Origin of the sequence: Kitasatospora sp. NPDC048722 (genome assembly GCF_040650235.1) — a bacterium.
Lineage (GTDB): Bacteria > Actinomycetota > Actinomycetes > Streptomycetales > Streptomycetaceae > Kitasatospora.
This window is the reverse complement of record NZ_JBEZGX010000027.1, coordinates 1-25,534: the sequence shown is the minus strand read 5'-3', so window position 1 is coordinate 25,534 and position 25,534 is coordinate 1. Positions and strand designations below refer to the sequence as shown.

Sequence of the window (25,534 nt, the reverse complement as noted above, 5' to 3'; positions counted from 1 at the left end):
GATCCACCTGATGACACCCACCTACTCCGCCGGTTCCCTGGTCACCGCCCGCGGCCGCGAATGGGTCGTGCTGCCCGAGAGCGCGGCCGACATGCTCGTGCTGCGCCCCCTCGGCGGCTCCGACGACGACATCGCCGCCGTCTTCCCGGCCTTCGAGGACGTCAAGGGCGCCGAGTTCGCTCCCCCCTCGCCGGCTGACCTCGGCGACCAGCGCGCCGCCGGCTTGCTCCGCTCCGCCCTGCGGATCGGCTTCCGTTCCGGCGCCGGGCCGTTCCGCTCCCTCGCCGGGATCGCCGTCGAGCCGCGCGCGTACCAGCTCGTTCCGCTGCTGATGGCCCTGCGGCAGAAGACCGTCCGGCTGCTGATCTCCGACGACGTCGGCATCGGCAAGACCGTCGAGGCCGGCCTGATCGCGAGCGAACTGCTCGCCCAGGGGGAGGCGAAGGGGCTGGCCGTGCTCTGCTCGCCGGCGCTGGCCGAGCAGTGGCAGGCCGAGCTGCGCACCAAGTTCGGCATCGACGCCGAACTCGTGCTCTCCTCCACGGTTTCGCGCCTTGAGCGGGGCCTCGACCTCGGGCAGTCCCTGTTCGACCGGTACCCGAACGTCGTGGTGTCCACTGACTTCATCAAGTCCCCGCGCCACCGCGACGACTTCGTCCGTCACTGCCCTGAGCTGGTCATCGTCGACGAAGCCCACACGTGCGTCGCCGCCGACGACACCGGGGGAGCCGGCGGCCGGGCGTCGCAGAACCAGCTGCGGTACGAGTTGTTGCGCCGAGTCGCCGAGGACGCCGACCGGCACCTGCTGCTGGTGACCGCCACGCCACACAGCGGCAAGGAGTCCGCCTTCCGCAACCTCCTGGGCCTGGTGAAGCCCGAGCTGGCCACCGTCGACCTGGACAGCAAGCGCGGGCGCGAACTGCTCGCCCGGCACTTCGTCCAGCGCAAGCGCGCCGACATCCGGCAGTACCTGACCAAGGAGGACGGCCTCAGCGACGACAGCCTCGCCGAGAAGACCGCCTTCCCCGCCGACCGCTACTTCAAGGACGAGACCTACAAGCTCTCCCCGGCCTACCGCGCTCTCCTCGACGACGCCATCGCCTACGCCAGCGACCGCGTCGAAGCGGCCGGGGCGCAGGGCAAGCGCGAGGCCCGCATCGCCTGGTGGTCCGCGATCGCCCTGCTGCGCTCGCTGGTCTCCTCTCCGCGTGCCGCCTCCCAGACCCTGACCACCCGTTCCGCCACCGCCGTCGCCGCGAGTGCGGAAGAGGCGGACCGGCTCGGCGCGCCGCTCACCAGCGACTCCGCCGACAGCGACACCCTGGAGGGGCTGGACGTCGCGCCCGGCGCCGAGACGGACGACGCGGGTGCCCGGCTGGCGGCGCTCGCGGAGCGGGCCGCGGGGCTGGAGGGCACGGAGCACGATCTCAAGCTCAAGGCGCTGATCAAGCATCTCAAGGCGCTGCTGGCCGACGGCTACAACCCGATCGTCTTCTGCCGATACATCCCGACGGCGGAGTACGTGGCCGAGGCGCTCCAGGGGAAGGGCGGGGTCAAGGCCACGGTGGCCGCCGTGACGGGTACCCTCTCGCCGCAGCAGCGCATCGAGCGCATCGAGAAGCTCGCCGAGGAGGCGGGGGACAGCCTGGCGGCGCGCCGGGTGCTGGTCGCCACCGACTGCCTGTCGGAGGGCGTCAACCTCCAGCACCACTTCGACGCGGTCGTCCACTATGACCTCGCCTGGAACCCGACGCGCCACGACCAGCGCGAGGGGCGTGTCGACCGGTACGGGCAGAAGCGTGACGAGGTCCGCGTCATAACGCTCTACGGTGCCGACAACGGCATCGACGGCAAGGTGCTCGAAGTCCTCATCAAGAAGTACCGGCAGATCAGGAAGGACCTGGGCATCTCGGTCTCCGTGCCGGACGAGACCTCGGCAGGTGTGACGGACGCGATCGTCGAGTGGCTGCTGATGCGGGGGAGGGAAGGGCAGCAGGAGGGGCTGTTCGCGGTCGACGACCTGGTCGACGCGAAGGCCGCGGAGCTGGAGAAGGACTGGAACTCGGCCGCCGAGCGGGAGAAGACCTCGCGGTCCCGTTTCGCCCAGCGCTCCATCCACCCGCAGGACGTGGCGCGGGAGGTCGCGGCGATCCGTGACGCCCTGGGCAGCGCGGGGGAGATCCGCACCTTCGTGCGGGACTCCCTCAACGCGCTCGGTGCCGTCCTCCGGGACACCGGGGGCGGGGACTTCATGGCGGAGGTCTCCGGAGCTCCGGCCGGGCTGCGCGACGCCCTGGCCCCGGTCGTGGGCGGGGGCGCGGTCGAGACCGGGCGGCCGATCCCGTTTCGCACCGACCCGGCGGTCGGTCGCGGTGAGGCCGCGCTCGTCCGCACCGACCCGGTCGTGGGCGCCCTGGCCGGCCACGTCCTCAACGCCGCCCTTGACACGCTGGCCGAGGGCAGCCGGCCGGCGCGCCGCTGCGGCGTCGTGACGACGGACGCGGTGTCGGTTCGGACGACGCTGCTGCTGGTGCGCTACCGGTTCCACCTGACGCTGCCCTCGCGGAGCGGGGACAAGCAGATCGTCGCCGAGGACGCCCGGCTGCTTGCCTTCCAGGGCGCGCCGAAGAACGCCGTCTGGCTGCCGGACAAGGACGCTCTCGCCCTGCTCGGGGCCCAGGCCACCCTCAACACCGACGTGCACTTCGGCGAGCGGACGATGACCCGCATCCTGGGGCAACTCCCGGACGTCCAGGGCTACCTGGAGTCGCACGGCGAGCAGCTCGCCGCCGACCTCGACGCCTCCCACCGCCGGGTCCGCGAGGCGACCGGTGAGATCGTCCGAGGCCTGCGCGTGCGTGCGCAGCAGCCCGCCGACGTACTCGGCGCCTACGTCTATCTGCCCGCGAACACCTCGACCGGAGAGGGCGCCTGATGTCCGCCACCACCCGCAACCAGGTCTTCTCCGCCGTCCACACGGTGGGCGGGCTGCTGCCCGCCGACATACTGGTCCGCATCGCCGAGGGCAAGGACGTCTCCGGCGCCAAGCCCGCCGACTACGGTGTCATCGGCTCGCGGTCGGTGCGCGACGACGCCGAACGCCACTGGGACTACCTCAAGGGTGTCTGGCGTGAGCTTCGGAAGCGCCTCCCCGAGGACGCCGAGACGGGCGCTCCGGCTGCGGACCCGACGGGCCTCGCGGTCGCGCAGTGGCTGGAGCCGCTGTTCGCGGAGCTGGGCTTCGGGCGGCTGACGGTTGTTGGGGCTGCCGGTATCACCGCAGACAGTGACGCGGCGAAGACCTTCGACGTCAGCCACCGCTGGCAGCACGCCCTGATCCACCTCACGCCCTGGAACACCGACCTCGACAAGCGCCCCGGTGGGGCCGGCACCGTCCCGCCGCAGTCGATGCTCCAGGAGTGCCTCAACCGCACCGAGGCGCACCTGTGGGGCGTGCTCTCCAACGGCCGTCGGCTGCGGCTCCTTCGTGACTCCAGCGCCCTGGCGACGGCCTCGTATGTCGAGTTCGACCTTGAGTCGATCTTCGACGGCGAGCTGTTCAGCGAGTTCGTGCTGCTCTACCGGCTGCTGCACGTCTCCCGTTTCGAGGTGGCGGAAGGCGCGGCGGCCTCGGCATGCCGACTGGAGAAGTGGCGTACGGAGGCCATCGCCTCCGGGACCAGGGCCCTGGACCAGCTCCGCAAGGGCGTTCAGGACGCCATCACAACCCTGGGTACGGGCTTCCTCCGCCACCCCGACAACGCTGCTCTGCGCGAGAACCTCAAGGCCCAGGATCTGCACAATGCGCTGCTGCGCCTGGCCTATCGGCTGCTCTTCCTGTTCGTCGCCGAGGACCGCGATGTTCTGCACGCGCCCGAGGTGGGGGAGCAGGAACGAGAGCGGTACGCCACGTACTTCTCCTCGGCCCGGCTCCGCGAACACGCGCGGCGCAGGCGCGGTACCGCGCATGGCGACCGGTGGCAGGCTCTGCGGGTCGTGCTCGACGCGCTGGGCGACGAGAACGGTCGCCCGGAACTCGGCCTGCCGGGCCTCGGTGGCCTGTTCACGCACAGTGACGCAGACGTCCCGCTGGACGGCCTTTCCCTGTCGAACGAGTACCTGCTGACGGCGGTTCGCCACCTGTCGCAGGTGCGGGATGCGGGCTCCAAGCGCTGGCGCGCGGTCGACTACCGGCACCTTGACGCCGAGGAACTGGGCTCCATCTACGAGTCCCTGCTCGAACTCGTTCCGCAGCACAGTGCGGCCGACCGGACCTTCGAGCTGGTGGAGCTGGCCGGCAACACTCGGAAGACGACGGGTTCCTACTACACCCCGTCCTCACTGATCGACTGCCTGCTCGACTCGGCACTCGACCCGGTCATCGATGACGCCGTCAAGCGCGGCGAGCAGAAGGCCACTGCTGCCAGTCGACCCGATGCGGCGAAGGACATCGTCGACGAGTTGCTGGCTCTGACGGTCTGCGACCCCGCTTGCGGCTCCGGCCACTTCCTTGTGGCCGCCGCCCGCCGCATCGCCAAGCGGGTCGCGGCCGTTCGCGAGCGGAACCCGGAGCCGACGGTCGCCGCTGTCCGCACCGCCCTCCACGACGTTGTCGCCCGCTGCATCTACGGTGTGGACCTCAACCCGATGGCCGTGGAACTGGCCAAGGTGTCGCTGTGGCTGGAGGCCCTGGAGCCGGGCAAGGCGCTGAGCTTCCTCGACGCGCACGTGAAGCACGGGAACGGCCTCATCGGCGCGACTCCCGCACTGTTGTTGGACGGCATCCCGAACGACGCGTTCAAGCCGATCGAAGGCGATGACAAGAAGATCGCCAAGTCGCTGGAGAAGCAGAACGACAAGGAGCGGTCGGGCCAGAGCATGCTGCTCAACCTCGGCGACGGCCCGAAGATCGCCAACACCGTCTTCGCATCGGGGCTGCGCAGCATCACCACGGCCAAGTCGGACAGTCTCTCCGACGTTCGCCGACAGGAGTCCGCCTTCACGGAGTGGTCGGAGTCCGCCGTTTACGTGCGGGCGCTGCACGCCGCCGATGCGTGGTGTGCCGCCTTCGTCTGGCCGAAGGTGCCGGGTGCCCCGCAGGCCGTTACGCACGATGTCTTCCGGGCCCTGCAGAATCCCGACGCCGACGCAGCCTCCCAGGCGACCCATGATGAGATCCTGCGTCTGCGCGAGCAGTACCGCTTCTTCCACTGGCACCTTGAGTTCCCCGAGGTGTTCACCGTCCCTGACGGTTCCGGCGCAGTCGAAACCGATCAGCGCACAGGCTGGGCCGGTGGGTTCAGCTGCATGCTCGGAAACCCGCCGTGGGAACGGGTCAAGCTCCAGGAGCAGGAGTTCTTCGCCACCCGTGACGAGAAGATCGCGAAGGCGTCGAACAAGGCCGCGCGTGAGCGGATGATCGAGGCGCTCGCGGACAGCGAGGAGGACACGGAACGCCAGCTGCACGACGACTTCGTTGCGGCCCGCCGTCGGTCCGAAGGCGTCAGCCACCTGCTCCGCAACTCCGGGCGCTATCCGCTCGCCGGCCGGGGCGACGTCAACACTTATGCGGTCTTCGCCGAGACCGCGTCCCTCATGATCGCCCCGCGCGGTCGATTTGGACTGGTCCTGCCTACCGGCATCGCAACCGACGCGACCACCGCGCCGTTCTTTTCGGATCTGGTGCGCACGGCGCGACTTGCTTCATTCCTGGAGTTCGAGAACGAGGCGTTCATCCTCAGCCGGGACGTGCATCACTCCGTCAGGTTCGCCCTGCTGACCGTGACCGGCATCGGCGAGCGCGTGCGGGAGGCCTCTTTCGCCTTCGGTACCCGATACATCGAGGACCTGGACGACCGCCGCTTCGCGATGCCGCCTGAGGAGATCCTGCTGGTAAACCCGAACACGGGTACGCTCCCGCTCTTCCGAACCCGCCGTGACGCGGAGATCACCCTCGGTATCTATCGCCGGGTCCCCGTGCTCATCCGGGAGCCCGACGAGAACGGGCAGGGCGGAAGCAACCCGTGGGGTCTGTCGTTCATGACGATGTTCCATATGTCGAACGACTCCCGTCTCTTCCGCACCAAGGACCAGCTTGAGGCGGGAGGCTGGGAGCTCACCGGCAACATCTTCGTCAAGGACAGCCGTCGCTACCTGCCGCTCTGCGAAGCCAAAATGCTCCATCACTACGACCACCGCCTCGGCACTTACGAAGGTCAGACGGAGGCTCAGGCCAACATGGGCACCCTGCCCCGGGTGACGCCGGAGCAGCATGACGATCCGTCATTCGCTCCACTACCGCGTTATTGGGTCCCAGAATTCGATGTGCCGACGGGCAAGTTGGATAGCAGGGGCAATGAGGTTCTTGACTCAGGGGTTAGGTCTCGTCTCGCTCAGCGAGAGTGGGGTCGAGGTTGGTTCATCGGGTGGCGCGATATCTGCCGTGCTACAGATGCTCGAACGCTAATTGCAACCGCTACGCGAGTTGATGCCGCTTTCGAAGGGGGAACCCTTCTTGCGCTGCCCGCCAGCGGGGCTTCTGCGGCGGTAATTCTGCTTTCCTGCATGGCTTCCTTCGTAGTTGATTACGTTGCGCGACAGAAGGTTGGAGGTACTCACCTCAAGTATTTCATTATGCGACAGATCCCTGTTCTCGGACCGGATGTTGCTGCGAAGGTCGAACCTTGGACGGGTGATCGCTCGGTCGGTCAGTGGATAAGTGATCGAGTCCTGGAGCTTAGTGTTACTGCGTTCGATGTCACCTCTCTGGCCGAGGATCTTAATATGGGTGGCGATCCCTACCGCTGGGATACGAGGAGGCGTGAGGTTCTTCGCGCTGAGCTGGATGCCGCCATGTTCCATCTTTATGGCGTCCATCGCAGCGAAGCTTCCTATGTGATGGATACATTCTCCGTTGTCAAGCGTGAGGACGAGGCTGCCCATGGTTCCTATCGCACGAAGGAATTGATCCTCGACATCTATGACCGCATCGCTGAGGCGCAGCGCACCGGCAGCACGTTCGAATCGGCCCTCATCCCGCCCCCCGGCCAGGGTCCCCGCCACCCCGCCTCCGTAGCGGAGAGGCCGCGTTGACCGACGGCATGACCGCTGCCCCCGCCGGCACGAACCCCGCCGAGGTCCGTGCCGAGCGGCGGAGACTCGTCCAGGCGGTGGCTGCCCATCGTCGGTTGCTCGCCGGGCGGCCGGCGTTCGAGCGGGCGGATCTGCGGCGGCGCAACCGGGCAGTGCGGGACCGTACCCGTGTGCAGCAGAAGCACGACGCTGCGGTTCGGCGAGCTGATGGCGCGCACCGGCGGGCGCAGGAGTCCGGTGCACGCCGGCTGGCCGCGCTTGACGGGAGCCGTGGAAGCCGCGAGAGGGAGACGCTCGCGGCGTTGCGCCGGCAGTTCATCGATCGGGCGGTCGCCAAATCCCTGTTGGGTCCGCAGGAGGTCAACGGCATCGGTGACGGGCTTGTCCGCGATCTGGCTGGGCAAGGCATCCGCACGGCCGCCGACTTCACCCGCATCAGCTACGAGAAGGCGCCCAACGGCCGTGGTGGGACGGTGGTGTGGATCCACCGGACCCGTGGAGGCAAGGTCCACGTCAACGGCATCGGCGAGCACCGGGCTCGGACCTTGATGGAGTAGCGGGACGCGACCATGGCCCGGGCCGAGGCCCGGGCGCCGCAGCAGCTTCCTGCGGACGAGCGCATGCGCGTGGATCAGATCATGGCTGAGGAGCGGCTGCACCTCCGGCGCGAGAAGGAGGAAACCGAACGGGCGGCGAACGCGGCACGGGCCGAGGCTGGGTTGCTCGCCGCAGCTACATCCCGCTTTGCTGCGGCCGAGGCGGAGGCGGCTGCGGTTCTCCGGCGTTCCGAGTTCGACGAGATGGCGGAGCGTCTTCTCGTCCTCCAGGCGGAACTCCGTCTCCACATGGACCAGCACGACAGCGTCCGGCCGGATTTCCGGCTGCGCCGCGCCCGTTCGTCCCGCCTCAGCGTGCGCCGATGTCCTCGGCGCCGCAGGACCTCGGATCGGCTGCCGCTGTGGGAGGCGTGTCTCCTGAGCCGCGGGCCCGTTTGGTCTGGCTGCTGCCGATCGGCTGGTTCGCGCTGACGGTGTTCCTGGGGTTCGGCCGGAGGATCGCGGGCCCGCCGTGGGCGGAGGTCACGGTTCGGCTCGTGGCCGTGGGGATGGTGGTGTGGCTGTTGCGCCTCTGGGTTTCCCGGCGGCGGATGGGTACGGCGCAGTCCATGCCGCCCGGCTCTGCCCTGACGACCTGGGGAGTGTTCGTGGGACTTGTCGCGTTTCGAGTGTTCCTCGACCAGGCCGGCGTCGGTTCTGGCATCGGCTGGTTCGGGGCTGTCCTCTCGGCGCTCTTGCTGCTCATGAGCCTCGGCTGGTGGGAGGACTGACCGGGCGAGTCACTTGATGAGGTGGTCGAACTCCCCTGCCCTCACGCCGCAGAGGAACGCCTTGAGCTTGTCGGGGGTGGTGGTGATGATCGTGTCAGGGTCGTCGCTCTCACGGATCTTTATGCTGCCGTCGTGGGCGGCGGCGAGATAGATGCAGTTCGCTGACTCGGAGCTGTAGCTGGACTTCTGCCAGTTGAGAGCTGACATGGCACTTCCTCTCAGGTGTCCTTTTCGATACGGGCAATGAGATCACGTGACTTGGCGCGGCTGAGGGCGCAGGCTTCCATGAGGTCCAGAACCTTCTGGTACTTCACCAGTTGCGCTTGGGCGTCAAGGAACTCGGAGCCGTGATACGTGTCGAGCTGCACGGTGTCGAGTTGGGGCACGATCGCGGAGCAGTAGACGATGGACTGCCCGGAGCCGGGGAACGTGCCGGCGCCGAACGGAATCACACGAACCGAGACATTCTCGCTGGTGCTCGCCTCGATGAGGTGCCTGTGCTGTGCACGGGCCACTGCGGGCCCGCCGAATCCCATCCGCAAGGCTGCCTCATGGACAATCGCCGTGAGCGGGATCGCCTTCGGGCCGTAGAGGACGGCCTGCCGTTTGATCCGGTACGACACCCTGTGTTCCACCTCATGCGGCGCCAGGGGCGGTACGGTGCAGCTGGCGAGCGCACGTGCCTGGTCAGCGGTCTGGAGCAGGCCGGGGATGTGAATCACCGAGGCGATACGCATCGCCGTGGTGTGGTGTTCCGTTTCGGCAAGATCGAGCATGGTCGGCGGCAGGAGGTCGCGGTACTCCTCCCACCATCCCCGAGCTCGCCTGCCAGTCATGCCGGCGAGGGCCTCGATCAGATCCTGGTCTGTGCAGGTGTACGCGCGAGCGAATGCGCGGACTCGCTCCGCGCTCACCGGGTAGCGGCCTGCTTCGATTCGGCTCATGTGGGCTTGGCTCACTCCGACACGAGTGGCGGCGGCAGTTGAGCTGAGGCCAGCGTTCTCGCGAAGTTTGCGCAGTTCAAGCCCAAGGCGCTGCTGCCGCAAGGTCGGGGCACCGCTCGATGTCATGGTGATCCTCTCGTTCATCCCCACGGCAATCTGGCAAGTCTTCAACGAGCTATATGGAAATTATGCCATGGATGACGCTACGGTATGGAGTGGGTTGGTCGCTGAAGGTGGCGACCTGTTGGTTCAACCATGCCTTGAGGCTGGAGACTTCCATGACTGCTGCGCCCTCGCAAAACCCCCGGCCGGCCAAGCCCGGGTCGGCTGCCGCCATCTCCTTCGACCAGGAGCTGTGCGGGCTCGTGCTCGACACGGCGCCCAGGCTGTTCGCCGTGGTCCAGGTGTGTGGCGATGGCGGCGCGGACTCCGACGGGTGGGTCGTGGCCTGGGGGCTCGTCGACAGCGACGGGCCGACGCACGTCGTCGGCATCGACGGGCGAACGCGGATGGCCCTCGCGTCGCCCGAGCATGCCGTGCGTCATTTCGCCTGGCGGCCGGGGATCACCGCCAGGCTGGTTTGGCTCGCGCAGCCGGGTGCCGCCGCGATCGACCGGGCTGACGCCGCCTGAGCTTGCCTGCGCCCGGCGTAGCCGTCCCGTCAGGTCCTCCGGCTGCGGCCGTCGTTCGTCGGTGGGCGGCGATAGCATCCGGTTCGGCAGGAGCAATACTGGCGATACATCAGGAAAGTGGGGCCGCTGTGGGCTTCTCTTCGAGTGACATGCTTGCAGCGATGGGGAATCTCCTCATGTTCGAGGCACTCGGCGAGAGGTTCCGTACACGGCATCCCGATCTGGCTGGGCGTCTTGAGGTGCCGCAATCACCGGCGTTGCACCTGTCGGTGCCGCTGAGCGGGGGCCGTTTCGTGGGCCTTGCCCTGGTGCGCTTCGCCAAGCCGTACGACTACACCCCGGTCTGGGCGGTCGTGGGGTCGAAGCCCTCCGAGCCGCCTCGCATCTGGTCCGGCATCACGGACATGGACGTCCTTGTGGACGCTCTCCATGCCAGGGCTGTGGCCGAGCTCGAATACGCGCAAGAGCAGACGCCCTGGCGGTGGGACGAGCCCGCGACCGGCGAGATCGTGGAGCTCGCGGACGATCTGGCGGCCCGCGGAGTGGACGTGCTGATGGCCGTGGCGCAGAACAGGTGTCGCGCGGTGGAGGCCGAGCGAGGTGCGAAGGCCAAGTACTTTGGGCACGACGAGGGGGACTTCGTCCTCGTCCAGGGCCTGGGATGCTTGATCAGGGTGTCCCGCAAGCTGTTGTCGGGGTGGAGCGCCAGCGTCCGGGCCGAAGGGGGAGGGATCTGGCAGCGGCTCGACTTGGGCGGACTCCTGTTCGGTGAGCCGTCCGTCGTCCCGGGTGTGGAGCCCGGTCGCGTCGACCGGGCGAAGCTGGCGGGACTCATCGCGGATCTGGCTCGCCTTCCCCATGTCCCCACCATGGCCGAGCGGTCCGTCGGCCGGGACAGCCTGCCCGCGCAGCGGTCGCAGGCGGCCGACCGGCCAGCGCGTTCGGTTCTGGTCGAAGGCGCGGCAAGGGAGTTGGCCCGGAGGGGATTCGCGGACGTCGTGCCGGACGACACGTGCAGCCGACTTGAGTCGGAGACCTTCCACATCGAGTGGTGGAACCGTTCGAAGAGCATGGGCCTCGGGGACGTGCAGCGGTTGTACGGGGCGGCCGCCGTCAAGGGGCGACGCCTGATGGTGCTGTCGGAGAGCTCTGCCACGAAGCCCGCATGTGCCTTCGCGGACCAGGCGAAGGCCTTCATCTTCGCGGTCGATCCCGAGGGGCGCGGTCTCCACTCCTGCAACGGCCTCGCCAGGGAGGTCATCCTCGACCAGTCGAGCTGGCGCCCGGCGCGAGGCCAGCTAGATCGCTGGCTGGAGTGAGGGAGGGGCAGGCCTTCGCACGGTTGGACGTCGTCGCCGCGACGCGACCGGGCGGAAGTCGTCCAACCTCCTGGTCCGCCAGCCTGTCCGTCAGCGGCAGGGCCTATTGTGCGTACCAGGATCTCCGAGAACGAGGGGTGGGAGCGGTCCGTGCAGGACGAGTCTCAGGAGTTTCGGCTGCGTTTGCCCAACGGCGGGCCTGTAGCGCGTGGGCGGCTGCTGTCGGAGAAGGGCAGTAACGGGAGTCAGAAGTTCCTGGTGTACGCGGGGGCGCCGGCGCGGGGAAGCGTGGTTCCGTCCTTCTCGGTACGGAACGTGTCCTCGAATCGCCTTCGGACACAGCTGATCAATGACGGGACGCTGCGGCCCTCCGAACGCTGGCCCGGTCATCTCGAACTGTCCGCGGACGTGGAGTGCGGCTCGCCGTCCGCCGCTGCCGAGATCCTGATGGGCCGCGCGGCCAACGGGTGGTCGCGGTGGCGGACGGAGGACGACAGGCCGTTGTCGGAGTTCATGCCGGGCGTCTGGGTCGGCCCGAATCGCGCCTGGCTGGTCCGCGGCTCCAACGTCTCCGGCCTCGACCTGGTCCAGCGGCTCTGGCTGCCGGAGGGCCTGGTCACCCTTGCCGCGTCCCGGCTGAGGCAAGGCGTCGGGCAGGGCACCAGCAAGGAGCAGCTGCGCGCGTTCGTGCAGGAGGACTACGAGTCCACGGCCACGTACAGCCAGAAGCAGGATCTCGTCGAGGAGCTGCACGCCTTCCTCTCCCGGATCAAGCCCGGCGACACCGTGTGCACCATCTCCGGCGGACAGCTCTACGTCGGAGAGGTGACCGGGCCGGCCGAGCAGACGGCCTCGGACGACGACCGGTCCAACTTGCGCCGGCCGGTGGAGTGGCAGAGCGAGGGGTACCCGTACTCCGACCTGCCCGAAGAGCTCCAGCAGAGGCTTTCGGTCCAACACGACGTCGTCGACCTCACGTCCGTGCAGGCCTTGATCAAGGGCCTCGGAGTGAGCGACCAGGAGCTGGAGGAGGAGGCCGAGGCCATAGAGCGTGACCCGAGCGTGGAGATCCTCATCGCCCGGCGCGAGCTGGCACTGCCCGAGCCGACCCCCGAGCTCGCCGAGGACCTGCTCGTCCACGACGTGGAATGGCTCCAGGAGGTCCGCGACCTCCTCTGGGACGAGCGCCAGCTGGTCCTCTACGGCCCTCCGGGGACCGGCAAGACGTACCTCGCGCAGAAGCTCGCGGAGTTCCTGGGCGGCGGGCCCGAGCAGGTCAAGCTGGTCCAGTTCCACCCCTCCTACGCCTACGAGGACTTCTTCGAGGGCTTCCGCCCGAAGGAAGACCCGGAGACCCGCGAGGTCGCCTTCCGCCTCACCGCCGGCCCGCTGCGCGAACTCGCCGACCTCGCCTCCCGCGAGGGCAACCGGCACGTGCCGCACTTCCTGATCATCGACGAGATCAACCGGGCCAACCTGGCGAAGGTCTTCGGTGAGCTGTACTTCCTCCTGGAGTACCGCAACAAGGCCGTCCGGCTCACCTACTCCGGCGACGACTTCGCCCTCCCGCCGAACCTGTTCATCATCGGCACGATGAACACGGCCGACCGTTCCATCGCCCTGGTCGACGCGGCCATGCGGCGCCGGTTCGCGTTCGTCGAGCTGTCGCCGCGGATAGAGCCGACCAGCGGCCTGCTGCGGCGCTGGCTCGCGGCGCAGGAGCGCGACGACGAACCGGCCGACCTGCTGGACGCGCTCAACGCCCGGATCGACGATGCGGACTTCCGGATCGGCCCCTCGTACCTGATGAAGCCGGGCGTCTACCGCGATGGCGGCCTGGACCGCACCTGGCGGACCAAGATTCTCCCCTTGCTGGAGGAGCACCACTACGGCGAGGGCGTCGACATCGAGAAGCGCTACGGCCTCGCAGCGCTGCGGGCCGAAGTGGCCGCGAAGCGCTCCAGGTTCGTCGTGCAGCCGGGCGACATCGTGTGGGACGACCAGCCCCAGGCCGAGTCGTGACCGTCGTCCACCTGACCGAGCACGCTCCGGCGGTGTCCGTTCCCCTCCCGGACGCCGCCGGCCGGGCCATCGCGGCCTCCCGCATCCTCGACACCGCCGCCCCCGATCCGTACCGGACGGGCCACTGGACACTGCGGGCCGGCAGCAAGGTCGGCGCGGTGAGCCTGGCGGTGCCGGGCGGCAGTCCTGTCGCCCTGCGAATCACTCCCAAGGTGCCGATCGCCCGCCTCTTCTTCCTGATCGGGTACAGCCTCGACCCGCGTGGCTGGCGGGACGGGGACGTCGAGGTCGGCGACCACGACGAACTCCTGCCGGCCCTCGCCCACGCCGTGGAGCGTCAGGTGGACCGGGCGCTGCGCCAAGGCCTCCTCCAGGGCTACCGCACGGTCGAGGAGTCCGCACTCGTGGTCCGAGGTCGGATCCGCGAAGCCGAGCAGATACGTCGCCGGTTCGGCGCCGCCCTGCCGGTGGAGATCGCGTACGACGAGTTCACCACCGACGTCGCGGAGAACCGCATCCTGCGCGCCGCCGTCGAACACCTGCTCCGCCTGCCCGGCGTACCCCAGGACGTGCGCCGCCGCCTGCTGCACCAGCGGGTACGCCTCGCGGAGGTCTCCCCGCTCATACGGGGTCAGGTGCTCCCCACCTGGCACCCCACCCGCCTCAACGCCCGCTACCACCACGCGCTCCATCTCGCCCGCGTGGTCCTCGACGGATCGTCACCCGAGCACGCCGCCGGTGAACTGCGCATCGACGGCTTCCTGTTCACCATGAACAAGCTCTTCGAGGACTTCGTGACGGTCGCCCTGCGCGAGGCGTTCCGCGGGACGGACCGGACCTGTCGTCTCCAGGACCCGCACCACCTGGACGAGGCGGGCGAGATCCGCATGAAGCCCGACTTCGTCGTGTACGGCTCGGAGGGTGCACCACAGGCCGTAGCCGACGCCAAGTACAAGGCCGAGAAGTCCGGCGGCTTCCCGGACGGCGACCTCTACCAGATGCTGGCCTACTGCACCGCCCTCGGCCTGCCGGACGGGCACCTCATCTACGCCAAGGGCAACGCCCCGCACGCCGCCCACCGAGTGCGGCATGCGGGCATCGTCATCCATCAACACGCGCTGGACCTCGATCGGGGGTCGGCCGATTTGCTCGGTGAAATCCGTTCCCTGGCCTGGCAGATGGCCCCGGGCGTGACGGTATGATCACGATCGGAACAGCCACCAGGGGGTAGGGAGTCCGTCGGTGCCGCAGCTCGCGTTCGCGAACAGCTTCTGGGAGAGCTACGACGTCCTGGAGAAGCCCGTCAAGGCCGGTGTCCGGAAGGCGATGCAGAAGTTCCAGCAGCTCACCGTACCCGAGCTGCACGCGGACAAGGGCCTGCACCTGGAGTCCGTCGACAAGGCGCGCGATCCGCGGATGCGCACGATCAGGATCAACGACTTCTGGCGCGGCGTCGTCCTCGCCCCCGACGACGGCAGTGACGTCTTCCTGCTCATCAACGTCGTGCCGCACGACGACGCGTACACCTGGGCGGCCAAGCGGCTCTACACCGTCAACACGGCCACCCGCGCCCTGGAGGTCCGCAACGTCGTCGCCATCGAGCAGCTGACCCCGGCTCTTGAGAAGGCGGCGACGACCGCGCCGACGCTGCTGTTCGCGCAGCACTCCGACACGGTTTTGCGCGACCTCGGCATTGACGACCAGGTGCTGCGAGCGGTGCGGACCGTGGTCGACAGGCCGCAGCTGGAGGCGTTCGGGACGCTGCTACCCGAGGACCAGTTCGAGGTCCTGCAGTTCCTGGCGGAGGGTTTCACGCCGGAGGAGGTGTACCGGGACGTCGTGGTCGAACGGCGCGCGGCGGCCCCCGTCCCGGAGTCCGAGCAGAGTCTGGCCGCGGCCATCGCCAACACCGCCAGCCGGATCACCCTGGTCTCCGGCCCCGGCGAGCTGGCCGACATCCTGGAGAAGCCGTTCGCCGCGTGGCGGGTCTTCCTGCACCCCTCGCAGCGACGGGTCGCCTACCGGGCTTCCTACCGCGGCCCCGTCCAGGTCACCGGGGGCCCCGGCACGGGCAAGACGGTCGTGGCCCTGCACCGAGTCAAGCACCTGCTGTCCCGGTCGCCCGACACGCGCGTGCTGCTCACCACCTACACCAATGCGCTGGCCGCGACCCTGCGGGAGAACCTGGCGCTGCTCCTCGACGGCGACGACGAGCAGCTCGCCCGGGTGGACGTGACGACCGTGAACGCCCTTGCGCACCGGACGCTCACCGAACACGCGGGACGCGTGCCCGCGATCATCGGCGACCGCGAGGAACAGCTGGTCTGGCAGCGGATCCGCAAGCGGCTGGACCTCCCGTGGACCGAGCAGTTCCTTGCCCAGGAGTACCGGCACGTGGTCCTCGCCCACGACCTTCGTACGCTCGACGACTACCTCGCGTCCGACCGTCCGGGGCGTGGCAGGTCGCTCGTGACGGGGCGGCGCAAGCTGCTGTGGCCGGCCGTCGAGCTCTTCGAGGCCACGCTGAAGGCGCGGGGGGCGGTCACGCACCTCCAGGTCTGCGCGCAGGCGGCCCGGGCGCTCGACGGCGCGGCGGCGCGGTACGACCACGTCGTCGTCGACGAGGCGCAGGACCTCCACCCCGCACAGTGGCGGGTGCTGCGGGCGGCCGTCGCATCCGGCCCGGACGACCTGTTCATCACCGGGGACCCGCACCAGCGGATCTACGACTCGCGGGTGTCGCTCGGCTCGCTGGGGATCCAGGTGAAGGGCCGCACCAGCCGGCTGCGCATCAACTACCGCAGCACGGAGGAGATCCTCGCCTGGTCGACCGGGATCATCGGCTCCGCCGGGGTCGAGGACCTGGGCGGCGAAGGCACCGACAGTCTCGCCGGGTACCGCTCGCTGCTCCGCGGTCGCAGGCCCCACGTGGAGGGCCACGGTTCCGAGCAGGCGGAGATCGCCGCACTCGTACAACGGATCGAGGGGTGGATCGCCCAGGGAATCCGTCCCGCCGACATCGGCGTCTCCAGCCGCTTCAACGTGTTGCTCGACAAGGCCTACGACAGGCTGGCCAATGCCGGTGTGCCCGTGGTGCGCGTCAAGGACGGCCCGGCGCCGGACGCGGATGGTGTGCGGCTGGCCACCATGCACGCCATGAAGGGACTTGAGTTCCGCGCGGTGGCCGTCCTCGGGGTGAGCGCGGGTGCCGTGCCGTTCGCGCGGGAGATCACCCCGGCCGAGGTGGACGAGTCCCAGCACGAGACGGACATGCTGCGCGAACGGTGCTTGCTCTTCGTGGCCTGCACCCGCGCGAGGGAGGCATTGGCCGTTTCGTGGAGTGGGGCTGCGAGCGGCTTCCTGCCCCCGCGCGGGTGAGGGGCGGTTCAGTCTTACTCGGCGGGAGGGTTCAGCGCACCGTTCGTGAGGCCTTCCCGGGCCAGCTCAGTCACCTGCCGGCTGAGCTGTGCGAGCCGGCGCGTACCTGCATCGACCTCCTGGAGCGCACGGAAGGCCGTGCCGTACAGGCGTTGGGACTCGATGCCCATCTGGGGAATGCGGGAGCCCCGCATGTCGGCGCGGAACGTGCCGGTGCTGCTGGTGGAACGGCGCCTGTTGGCGGGGCTGACCAGAAAACCGTGCAGGTAGTCGGTGTCGAGGTGTTCGCTGACGGACACCGGCTCGCCCCCGGTGTATTCGACCAGTCCGGCGCGCGCGAGATCGGCGACGCTGACGGATGCGGTGTCGAGCGTTCCCGGCCCGCCTCCAGGGGTGAGCCGGGGCAGCAGGGCGTCCAAGGCGCGGAGTTGGTCCCGCAGCTGGTCGCGGAGGGCGGTGTACTCGACGAGGTAGTCCCGGTGGGCGCTGCCGATGTGGCTGCCCGGCGTGAGGTCGACGACGTCGTCCAGGAGATCGATGAGCGGGATGTCGACGACCTGGTCGGGTTGAGGGGAGAGCGGTCCGTCCGGCGCGTTGGCGGTGAGATCCACCATGCGGACGGTCTGCGCAGCCTGCCCGTCGGGGCGCACCAGGACCCACAGGTGGACGGGGAGGGAGTGTGCCGTCGCGGTTCCCGCCGGCAAGGCGACGACCTGGGCGAGGATGCCCCGCCGGACGAGCTCGGCACGAATACGTCGGCCCGCCTTCCGGTAAGCGACGGAGGCCGGCATCACGATGACGGTCCTGCCTCCGGGAGCCGTGTGTGAGTACGCGTGCTGGAGCCAGGCGAGCTCGCTCTCGGCGCGCGAGGGCGTGCCGAGTTCCCAGCGTGAGTCCAGGAGGAGGTCCTCGCGCCCCCAGTCGGGCCATGCCACCGGTGGGTCGCAGACGACGAGGTCGGCCCTGAGCCCCGGCCACTGGTCGTCGCGCAGGGAGTCACCCGCCCGGATCTCGGTACGGGTGCGGCCGCTCAGCGCCGCGCGGAGCTGGGCGAAGTCGGCCATCGAGGCATCGACTTCCTGGCCGTACCGGGCCGGGCCGTCCGCCGGACCGAGGGAGAGGAGCAGGGTGCCGATTCCGCAGGCCGGATCCAGGATGGTCGCCGTGTCCGGGACCGGGCCCGTGAAGTGCTGCACCGCCCGGACGATTCGAGGGGAGGAGACCTGGTCCGAACCCGCACGGCGGGTGGCATCGAGGAACCGCTCCGTGAGAGCGTCCATCAGCTCGGCCGCAGAGGTGCTCCGTGCGATCTCCAGCGCCTGCCGGGTGATCTCCGGCCCGAGACGAGGTGGGGCTGCACCGTCCGTGAGCAGCCGGGCGACCGCTGCCAACCCCTGGATGGCGTCGTCACCGAATTCGCCGCGCAGTGACTGCCACAGCCGGACTTCGTCGGACACATGGTGTCCCTTGCTCTGCTTGGCGAGCCAGGCCTGCACGTCGGCCAGGTTGAAGAGGGGGCTGGTCGGCCCACCCCCGGCCGGCGCCGGAAAATCGTCGTAGCGCCGCCGCCAGTTGGAAACCGCGGCCCGGGTCACTCCGGCCAGCCGGGCGATCTCGGCACCGGTGATCAGCGGATCAGGCGCGTGGCGAGTGTCGTCCTTCATTCGGCCACCGTACACGGCGAGCACGTCATCCAGGAAGACGACCCATGTTGGCGGCGTTCACATCTCTTTGTGTAGCACATCGTTTACGAAGGCGGCCTGAGCACTTCAACGGAGTGCTTGATGGAATCCGGCCCCGGCGGCGGTCGCACTCCGTACGGTGAACGAAGCACTGCGCACACGTCAGGGGGAGTGCAAACGTATGACGCGGGCCGAGCAGCCCCACCCGGTATCGAGCTTCTGGCCGCAGTGCAGGCGGAGATCCGGGCGGAACGTCGCGACGACGCCAAGGGCACGGAGAAGGCGGCACCACCTGGAGGCCGCTGCCCAGGCGATCTCGGCCGACCAGCTGATCCCGACGCGCGACGCGGCTCAGCTCTCGGCCCTGTCCGAGGAGGAGCTGGCGCGGTCGGCATCCGGGCGATCCCGTCCTGCCCGGCCGATCCTTGTCGCGCTCCGCAGAAACCTGACAGGATTTCAGATCACGTCACTCCTCGGGCGATGCGAACGGGTCATCATCGGGGTGACGCGGACAAGGAGGCGGGATGGCACGGGTGAACCTGCGGGCTGCGTTCATGAGCGGGCTGTCGTCCACCGTTACTGCACAACAGGTCTTCACCAACCGGGTCGACGAAGTGGCCGCGTTCGAGCGGTCGGTGGACGGCCTGCGCCGCACGCTGGACGAGGCCGAGGTGTCGCCGGTCGTGGACCGGGCGCAGGGACGCCGCAACGTCCTGACGCTCTACGGGGTGGGGGGCATAGGGAAGACGACGCTCTCCCACGAGCTGGAGCGTCGGCTGCTCGCAGATGCCGCAGCCCAGGGGCAGGGCGACGTCGTGGCCGTCCGGGTCGACGTCTCCGAGGACGGGGCCGCCGACCTGGAAGGCCTGCTGCTGCGTCTGAGGGCCGGGTTGGGGCAGTTGGGCAGTCGCTGGCCCGCTTTCGACCTGGCGCTCGCCTCGTACTGGGCCCGTGCTCACCCCGGTGAGGCGCTCCAGGACTTCCTCGACGCCTCACCGGCCCTGCGTCGGGCTTCCCGCAGCATCGGTCTCGGCGAGCAGATCGCGGACTCCGTGCGGGACGTCGACCCCGCGGGGCTCGGCGGGCTGACCGGGCTGGCGCACCGCGCTGCCCTGGCCACCTATCGCGCGGTCCGGGACCGGGTGCGCGAAGGTCGGCTGCTGGCGGACTGCGAGCTGTTCGCGGAGCTGATCGAGGCCGACGCCGACTACGAGACGCTCTCGTACTTCCCGTACCTGCTCGCCTGGGACCTGGATCGCCTTCCCCGTCGTGGCCGGCCGGCCCGGCGGCCCACGGTGTGCGTGTTCCTCGACACGTTCGAAGTGGTCAACGGCGGCGCCGACCGCACCGTGGAGCGGATGATCCAGTGCTGCGTCTACCTGATGCCCAACGTGCTGTTCGTGATCACCGGCCGCAACCGCATCGACTGGGCCGATACGGGCGCGGGCGGCGAACTGGACTTCACCGGCCCCGGATCCTGGCCGAACCTGCACTTCAGCAACGACACGGTCGAGCCCCGCCAGCACCTCGTCGGCTACCTCTCGGACTCCGACGCCGACAGCTACCTCAGCGAAGCGCTCACCCGGGACGGCGAGCCTGCGATGCCTGCCGAGGTCCGCCGGCGCATCATCGCGGGCGGGCAGGGCCTGCCCCTGTACCTGGACCTGTCGGTGTCCCACTTCGCCGCGCTGCTCGCCCGCGGAGGGCAGCCGTCGGCGGCCGACTTCGGCGGCTCGTTCACGGCCGTGGCCACCCGGTCGATCCGGGACCTGCCCCGGGAGGAGCGCGACCTCGTCCGTACCGCGGCCCTCACCGACCGCGTCGGCGCCGATCTCCTGCGGGCCGGACAGCCCCACGTCTCCGACGGCAGCGTGGCCAGGTTTCTGCGCCGGCCGTTCCTGACGCACGACGACGCCTACGCCCTGCCCTACGCGCTGCACGCGGCGCTGCGCCACGCCATCCGCGAGGCGGATCGCACCCTCCCGGACGGCTGGTCCGACCGCGACCGCAGCGAGGCCGCGGCCAGGTTGCTCGCCTGGTTGGGGGATCGGCTGGGGCCGTCCGCCGAGCGGGTGACCGTCGCCCAGGTCCTGGAGTCAGGTCTCAAGCTCTCGGCGGAGCACGGAGTCTTCGCGGACTGGATGGCCCGGGCCACGCAGCGCCTCGTCGAGGCCGGACAGTGGTCGGAGCTTGGCGCCGGACTCCCCGTCGAACGGACCGCGACGCCGGAGTACCGGGCGATCCTCGCTGCCATACGGGGTGTCCAACTGCGCCGGACCGGCCGTGCGGCAGAGGCCGTCGGGCTGCTCGACGCGGTGGGGAAGAACCTGCCGCAGGGCGGTCCGACGGCGCAGCTGGTGCGGATCCACCTTGCCCACGCGCTGCGCAACCACGGGGACTACGCCACCGCGGCGGAGATCTACCGGGGCCTGGTGGGTGGCGAGTTCGACGGGGTGGCCAGGTACTGGCTCTGCGACTACGACTACCTCAACGGACGGTTCGGCAGGGCACTGGATTCGCTCCGGGAGCAGCACAGCCGCGGACCGGAGGACGAGGGCGAGCGGCTGCGGCTGATCGGACACATCTGGCGGGTGAACGCCCGTTTCGACGAGGCGCGCTCCACGTACGAGGAGGCGGTCGACTTGGCCCGACGCGAGGGCCTCGCCGCCGCGGAGGCAAAGGCGCTGGCCAACCTGGCGCAGACCGTCTGCTGGTTCGGAGACGTCGCCGCGGTGGCGGATGCGGCGACTCGCGCGAGGGACCTGCTCGACCTGGTGCCCAATCCGGTCGAGCTCGTCAAGATCCGTTCCGCCGAGGCGGTCGCGCACGCGGTGACCGGCGATGCCGGGGCCGCTGCGGAGGCGGTCGGGGCCACCCGTCGGCTGGCGGACGGGATCGGCTACCGCGGTGGCCACAACCTGGCCGACGTGGCCCAGATCCTGCTCGGGGTCCTCGGTGGCGACCATGAGGGCGTCCGTCGCATGCGGGCGGAGCTCGACGCGCGGACCCGCAGGTCGGGCGGCAACACCTACTGGGTTCCGATCGTGACCAGCTGGATCGATGGCGTACCACAGGCCGTGGAGCGCGATCCGCGGGTCGAGTGGGTCGACGGCGCCGCCGTGTCGTTGGGCCGGTGGGCGGAGGTGGCCGCGCGACCATGAGGCACCAGAGCACGGGCAAGAGGCCGGATCCGGCCGAAGGGAAGTGAACTCATGACCGATCCGGTGCGCGTCGGACTGGCCGGGGTCGGCATCATCGCCGAGACCCATCTCGCCGTCCTCGCCGAGCGGGACGACGTGTCCCTGGAGTTCACGGCCGACCCGCGTCCGGCAGGGCTGGTGGACTTCCGGGGAGCCGAACCACCCCACTACGGCAGCCTCGGCGAGGCTCTCGACGCGCACTGGCCGGAGCTCGTGGTCATCGCGACCCCGACGGAGACGCACGCCGATCTGGCAGTGCTGGCTCTGCTCCGTTCCTCGGCCAGGGTGTTGGTGGAGAAGCCTCTCGTCCACGACCTCGCTTCCCTCGCGAGACTGCGTGAGCTGGACCAGAAGACCGACGTGGCGGGCCGGTTGTTCACCGCCCACCACTTCGCATTCTCCCCCGAGGTCGACTGGGCGGTGGAACTGGTCGCCGGGAATCCGGACTGGGGGCCGATCACGACGATCACCTCCGCCTTCTACGACCCGTACGTCCTCCGTGGGGCGGAGGCCTTCGCCTCGTACGTCTCCAGCTGGATGGACTCCGGGGTGAACCAGCTCAGCATGCTCACCCGCTTCGTCGACCTCACGGGACTCGCGTCCTCCCGGCAGATGGACGGCGGCGCGAGCGCGTGGTGCACCGTGGAGTTCCGGTCTCGGGGCGTGGCCGGCATGGCCCGGCTTCGCAGCAGCTGGCTGACCGGTTCCAGTAGCAAGGAGAGCAGCCTGGTGTTCGATCGTTCCGGCGTGGAAGTCTGGATCGATCACACCGCCATGACCGGATTCGCCGCACGGCAGGGGGAGTTGCTGGCCGCCTTCGGCAACGACGGCCGCACTGCGCGGAAGGTCGCCCACTACCGTCCGCTCTACGCCAGCCTGCTCTCCGGGCGGCCCGATCCGGTGCTCGGGTTCGACGCGGCGGCGACGATCACTGCGATCCACCATGCGGTGCCGGGAGCGTGAGGGCGGTGCGCACTGGCGGGCACCGGGGCTTCGGGGGAGCCCCGGTGGGGTCGCCGTCAGTTGTCGTTGTTGACCTCGGTGCAGGCGGCGGCGTGGCCGGTGGGGCGGGAGAGGGTGGCGGAGCCGTTGCCCATGTGCCAGGAGCCGGACATGTGGACGTGTCTGTGTACGTGGCCGCCGCTGCTGGCCGGAGCCGGTCGGTCCGTCGGTGGAGGGGGTCGGTCAGAGGGCGAACTGGCCTAGGTGCTGGCGGAGTTGTCCGGCGGCGAGGGTGCCCGCCGTCAGGGCGACGTAGCCGTCCGGGCGGACGAGGACGGCGGCGTCGCCGGTGAGGCCGTAGGCGCGGCGCGCGTGTCCGTCCGGGTCCTGGACGGCGGCCTCGCGGAGGCCGGGGAGCGGCGGGAGGAGGGGTGGGCCGGGGCGGTCGGTGAACCTCAGCAGGGTGAAGTGCGGTCCGCGGAACAGGTCGAACAGGCGGGTGGGGCCGTCGGTGGTGCGGCAGGGGGCGTCGGGGGCGCGGTCGCCGGCGCGGACGCCGGTGGCGTCGTCGAGGTCGCGGCCGAGCGGGCCGCCGCGGTAGCCGACGGAGAGGCCGGTGAAGTCGCCGCCCGCGGTGGCCGTCAGGTCGGCGAACTGGTCGGCCAGGGCCCGGGCTCCGCCGTCCGCGAAGAGCGTGCGGTGCTGGGCGGAGGTGGCGGCGAGGACGGCGCGGGCGACGGGCAGGCGCTCGGCCTCGTAGCTGTCGAGGAGGGCGTCGGGGGCGCCGCGCAGCGTGGCGGCGAGTTTCCAGGCCAGGTTGTGGGCGTCCTGGATGCCGGTGTTCATGCCCTGTCCGCCGGCCGCGGAGTGGCAGTGCGCGGCGTCTCCGGCGAGCAGGATCCGGCCGCTGCGGTAGCGCTCGACCATGCGGACGGTGGGGCGCCAGGTGCTCGCCCAGGTGAGGTCGTGGAGGGTGACACCGGGCAGGCCGGCGCGCTCGGCGAGGACGCGGCGGAAGGTGTCGAGGGTGGGCGCGGGCAGCGCGCCGTTCTCGTCGGGGGTGACGGCGGCGTGGACGGCCCACGTGTCGTCCTGGCGCAGCGGCACGATCGCGAGGGCGCCGGCGCCAAACCTGGCGTCGTTCCAGATGTGCATCCGGTCGGGGGCGAGGCCGTCGATGCGCATCGACGCCATGATGAAGCGTTCCTCCTCCCAGGTCTCGCCGAGGAACGGGATGCCGGTGAGCTTGCGGACGGTGCTGCGCCCGCCGTCGCAGCCGACCGCGTACCGTGCGCGGATCACCGAGGTGCCGGCGGCGGAACGGCGGAGGGTCGCGAGCACCCCTTCGTCGTCCTGGACGCAGTCCACGAGCTCCGTCCCGAGCTCGACCTTCCCGCCGTGCTCCGCGAGCCGGTCGCGCAGCACCGCTTCGGTGTGGTGCTGTGCGAGCAGGACCATGCCGGCGTACGGGCGGTCGGGCGTCGGGGTGTTGGCGGCGGCCGGGTCGACCTCGTGGACGACCCGACTGCCCTCGTACGTGCGGACCTTGGGGTTGAGCAGGCCGCGGGCGAGGATGCCCTCGGCGGCGCCGAGGTCGTCGAGCACCTCCAGCGTCCTGGGGTTGACCCCCTTGCCGCGGACGCCGCGGTCGCGGACGTCCGGGTCGCGTTCGACGATCCGGCAGTCGACGCCCGCGCGGGCCAGTCCGACGGCGAGCGCGAGGCCCACCGGGCCGGCGCCGACGACGAGGACGTCCGTGGTTTCGATCGGTGATGCGGAGCCTGGCATGGCGGTCCCCCTCTGGGTACGGGCTCATAATACGGGCTCATAAGATACGGCGCGTTTCTTACTCTCGACTGTAGACTGGCCCCGATAAGAAACGCAACGTATCTACGGGATCCGGTGATGGGCAGAGCAGCGGTGGGCGGGTCCGGCCGGGTGTCGCGCCGGCGGGGCGACGAGCTGGAGCGCGCGATCCTCGACGCGGTGTGGGCCGAACTGGCCGAGCACGGCTACGACCGGCTCACCATGGACGGCGTCGCCGCGCGCGCCCGGACCAGCAAGCCGGTCCTCTACCGCCGGTGGCCCAACCGGCCCGCCCTCGTCATCGCCGCCCTCGGCCGCAACGCCCCCGACTACCAGGAACCGCCGGACACCGGCGAGTTGAGGGCCGACCTGGCCGCCTTCCTGCTCAGCCTGCTGCACCGCTTCGACGACCTGCCGATGGACGCCGTCCACGGCTTCCTCGTCGACCTGCTGCGTGACCCCGAGCTGCGCGTGCGGTTCCGCACCGGGCTGACGGCGCTCGGGCCGGTGGACGCGCTGGAGGCGATGATGCGCCGCGCCGCCGACCGCGGGCAGATCAACGCCGCGCGCATCAACCCGCGCACGGTCTCCCTCCCGCTCGACCTCCTGCGCGACGCGTTCCTCGTGGGCGGCGTCGTGCCGTCGGACCAGGTGGTCGGCGAGATCCTCGACGACGTCGTCCTGCCCCTGCTCAAGGCGCCGTAGCGCGCGAAGGGCTCGACGGGGGGCGGCGGGAGTGGGGCTCGATTCGGTGAGGGCTCAACTCGCCCGCAGGGCGGCGAGTTCGACGGCGTGGTCCTGCCAGGCGTGCAGCCGGCCGCCGACCGGGGCCGCGTCGTAGGTGCCGCAGCGGGCCGTCGCCTGTGGCGCGTGTCGCCGGGGAACCAGGCCGTCGTCAGGTCGGCGACGCCGCGTGGTTCGCCCGGCGTGCAGCCCTCGGGCAACCGGCCGTCGGGGACGGTGGCGGCCGGCAAGCGGTCATGACCCGTGGCGGACATGCGGTAGTTGACGGTCGTCACGCCGCCAGGGAGCCAGGTCGGCATCGACGCGTGGTCGGCCTTCGCCTCGGCGCCGGTGGCGTGGGCGGACTCCTAGGGTGCGTATTCGGTCGCGATCAAGGGGTGGTCTTGGTGAGGTTTTTGATCCAGATCACCGAGGCGCGCAGGCGGAGGCCGGCGAGGTGGCTCGCA

16 protein-coding genes are annotated in these 25,534 nt (G+C 70.0%); 12 read left to right on the top strand and 4 right to left on the bottom strand.

The genetic code is table 11. The features are described from left to right. The first annotated feature begins 10 nt into the window (after positions 1 to 10). The 4 genes from AB0C76_RS20770 to AB0C76_RS20755 all read left to right on the top strand — a co-directional run bounded on the left by AB0C76_RS20770 (position 11) and on the right by AB0C76_RS20755 (position 8,419). Entirely contained in the window at positions 11 to 2,935 is a 2,925-nt protein-coding gene (locus tag AB0C76_RS20770) for a DEAD/DEAH box helicase (protein ID WP_359967245.1), read from the top strand. Then, entirely contained in the window at positions 2,935 to 7,092 is a 4,158-nt protein-coding gene (locus AB0C76_RS20765) for a DNA methyltransferase (RefSeq protein WP_359967242.1), read from the top strand. The genes AB0C76_RS20770 and AB0C76_RS20765 overlap by 1 nt, the downstream gene beginning before the upstream one ends. After that, a complete protein-coding gene (locus tag AB0C76_RS20760; protein WP_359967239.1) occupies positions 7,089 to 7,649 on the top strand; it encodes a hypothetical protein in 561 nt (186 codons plus the stop codon). Before AB0C76_RS20765 ends, AB0C76_RS20760 begins: the two co-directional genes overlap by 4 nt. Before the next feature lie 362 nt (positions 7,650 to 8,011). Next, positions 8,012 to 8,419, top strand: a complete 408-nt coding sequence (locus AB0C76_RS20755; RefSeq protein ID WP_359967237.1) for a hypothetical protein — start codon at positions 8,012 to 8,014, stop codon at positions 8,417 to 8,419. Positions 8,420 to 8,428: 9 nt separating this feature from the next. Here the strand turns inward: AB0C76_RS20755 and AB0C76_RS20750 are convergent, their stop codons facing one another. Then, entirely contained in the window at positions 8,429 to 8,626 is a 198-nt protein-coding gene (locus tag AB0C76_RS20750; protein WP_359967234.1) for a DUF397 domain-containing protein, read from the bottom strand. A gap of 11 nt (positions 8,627 to 8,637) precedes the next feature. Beyond that, positions 8,638 to 9,507: a helix-turn-helix transcriptional regulator gene (locus tag AB0C76_RS20745; protein ID WP_359967231.1), complete on the bottom strand. Its 870-nt coding sequence runs from the start codon at positions 9,505 to 9,507 to the stop codon at positions 8,638 to 8,640. Between the two features lie 134 nt (positions 9,508 to 9,641). Here AB0C76_RS20745 and AB0C76_RS20740 point away from each other — a divergent pair, with 134 nt between their 5' ends. The 5 genes from AB0C76_RS20740 (at position 9,642) to AB0C76_RS20720 (ending at position 16,714) form a co-directional block, all read left to right on the top strand. Continuing rightward, positions 9,642 to 9,995, top strand: a complete 354-nt coding sequence (locus AB0C76_RS20740) for a hypothetical protein (RefSeq protein WP_359967228.1) — start codon at positions 9,642 to 9,644, stop codon at positions 9,993 to 9,995. A gap of 176 nt (positions 9,996 to 10,171) precedes the next feature. Then, positions 10,172 to 11,314 (top strand): hypothetical protein, encoded by a 1,143-nt coding sequence (locus tag AB0C76_RS20735; RefSeq protein ID WP_359967226.1) that lies wholly within the window; start codon positions 10,172 to 10,174, stop codon positions 11,312 to 11,314. 150 nt (positions 11,315 to 11,464) lie between these two features. Next, on the top strand, positions 11,465 to 13,336 hold the full coding sequence (locus AB0C76_RS20730) for a DUF4357 domain-containing protein (RefSeq protein ID WP_359967223.1): 1,872 nt from the start codon (positions 11,465 to 11,467) through the stop codon (positions 13,334 to 13,336). Further along, a complete protein-coding gene (locus AB0C76_RS20725; RefSeq protein ID WP_359967221.1) occupies positions 13,333 to 14,538 on the top strand; it encodes a restriction endonuclease in 1,206 nt (401 codons plus the stop codon). The genes AB0C76_RS20730 and AB0C76_RS20725 overlap by 4 nt, the downstream gene beginning before the upstream one ends. 40 nt (positions 14,539 to 14,578) lie before the next feature. Continuing rightward, the gene (locus tag AB0C76_RS20720; protein WP_359967219.1) at positions 14,579 to 16,714 is read left to right on the top strand and encodes a UvrD-helicase domain-containing protein; all 2,136 of its coding nucleotides are present in this window, start codon (positions 14,579 to 14,581) and stop codon (positions 16,712 to 16,714) included. A gap of 14 nt (positions 16,715 to 16,728) precedes the next feature. Here the strand turns inward: AB0C76_RS20720 and AB0C76_RS20715 are convergent, their stop codons facing one another. Further along, positions 16,729 to 18,378 (bottom strand): N-6 DNA methylase, encoded by a 1,650-nt coding sequence (locus tag AB0C76_RS20715; RefSeq protein ID WP_359967216.1) that lies wholly within the window; start codon positions 18,376 to 18,378, stop codon positions 16,729 to 16,731. Positions 18,379 to 18,920: 542 nt separating this feature from the next. Between AB0C76_RS20715 and AB0C76_RS20710 the strand changes: the two genes are divergently transcribed. Both AB0C76_RS20710 and AB0C76_RS20705 read left to right on the top strand, forming a co-directional pair. Then, on the top strand, positions 18,921 to 21,557 hold the full coding sequence (locus AB0C76_RS20710) for a tetratricopeptide repeat protein (RefSeq protein WP_359967213.1): 2,637 nt from the start codon (positions 18,921 to 18,923) through the stop codon (positions 21,555 to 21,557). 51 nt (positions 21,558 to 21,608) lie between these two features. Next, positions 21,609 to 22,559, top strand: a complete 951-nt coding sequence (locus AB0C76_RS20705) for a Gfo/Idh/MocA family oxidoreductase (RefSeq protein ID WP_359967210.1) — start codon at positions 21,609 to 21,611, stop codon at positions 22,557 to 22,559. Positions 22,560 to 22,781: 222 nt separating this feature from the next. Here AB0C76_RS20705 and AB0C76_RS20700 read toward each other — a convergent pair whose 3' ends face one another. Continuing rightward, positions 22,782 to 24,326 (bottom strand): FAD-dependent monooxygenase, encoded by a 1,545-nt coding sequence (locus AB0C76_RS20700; RefSeq protein ID WP_359967207.1) that lies wholly within the window; start codon positions 24,324 to 24,326, stop codon positions 22,782 to 22,784. A gap of 117 nt (positions 24,327 to 24,443) precedes the next feature. Between AB0C76_RS20700 and AB0C76_RS20695 the strand changes: the two genes are divergently transcribed. Next, on the top strand, positions 24,444 to 25,049 hold the full coding sequence (locus tag AB0C76_RS20695) for a TetR/AcrR family transcriptional regulator (RefSeq protein WP_359967204.1): 606 nt from the start codon (positions 24,444 to 24,446) through the stop codon (positions 25,047 to 25,049). The last annotated feature ends 485 nt before the right edge of the window (positions 25,050 to 25,534 follow it).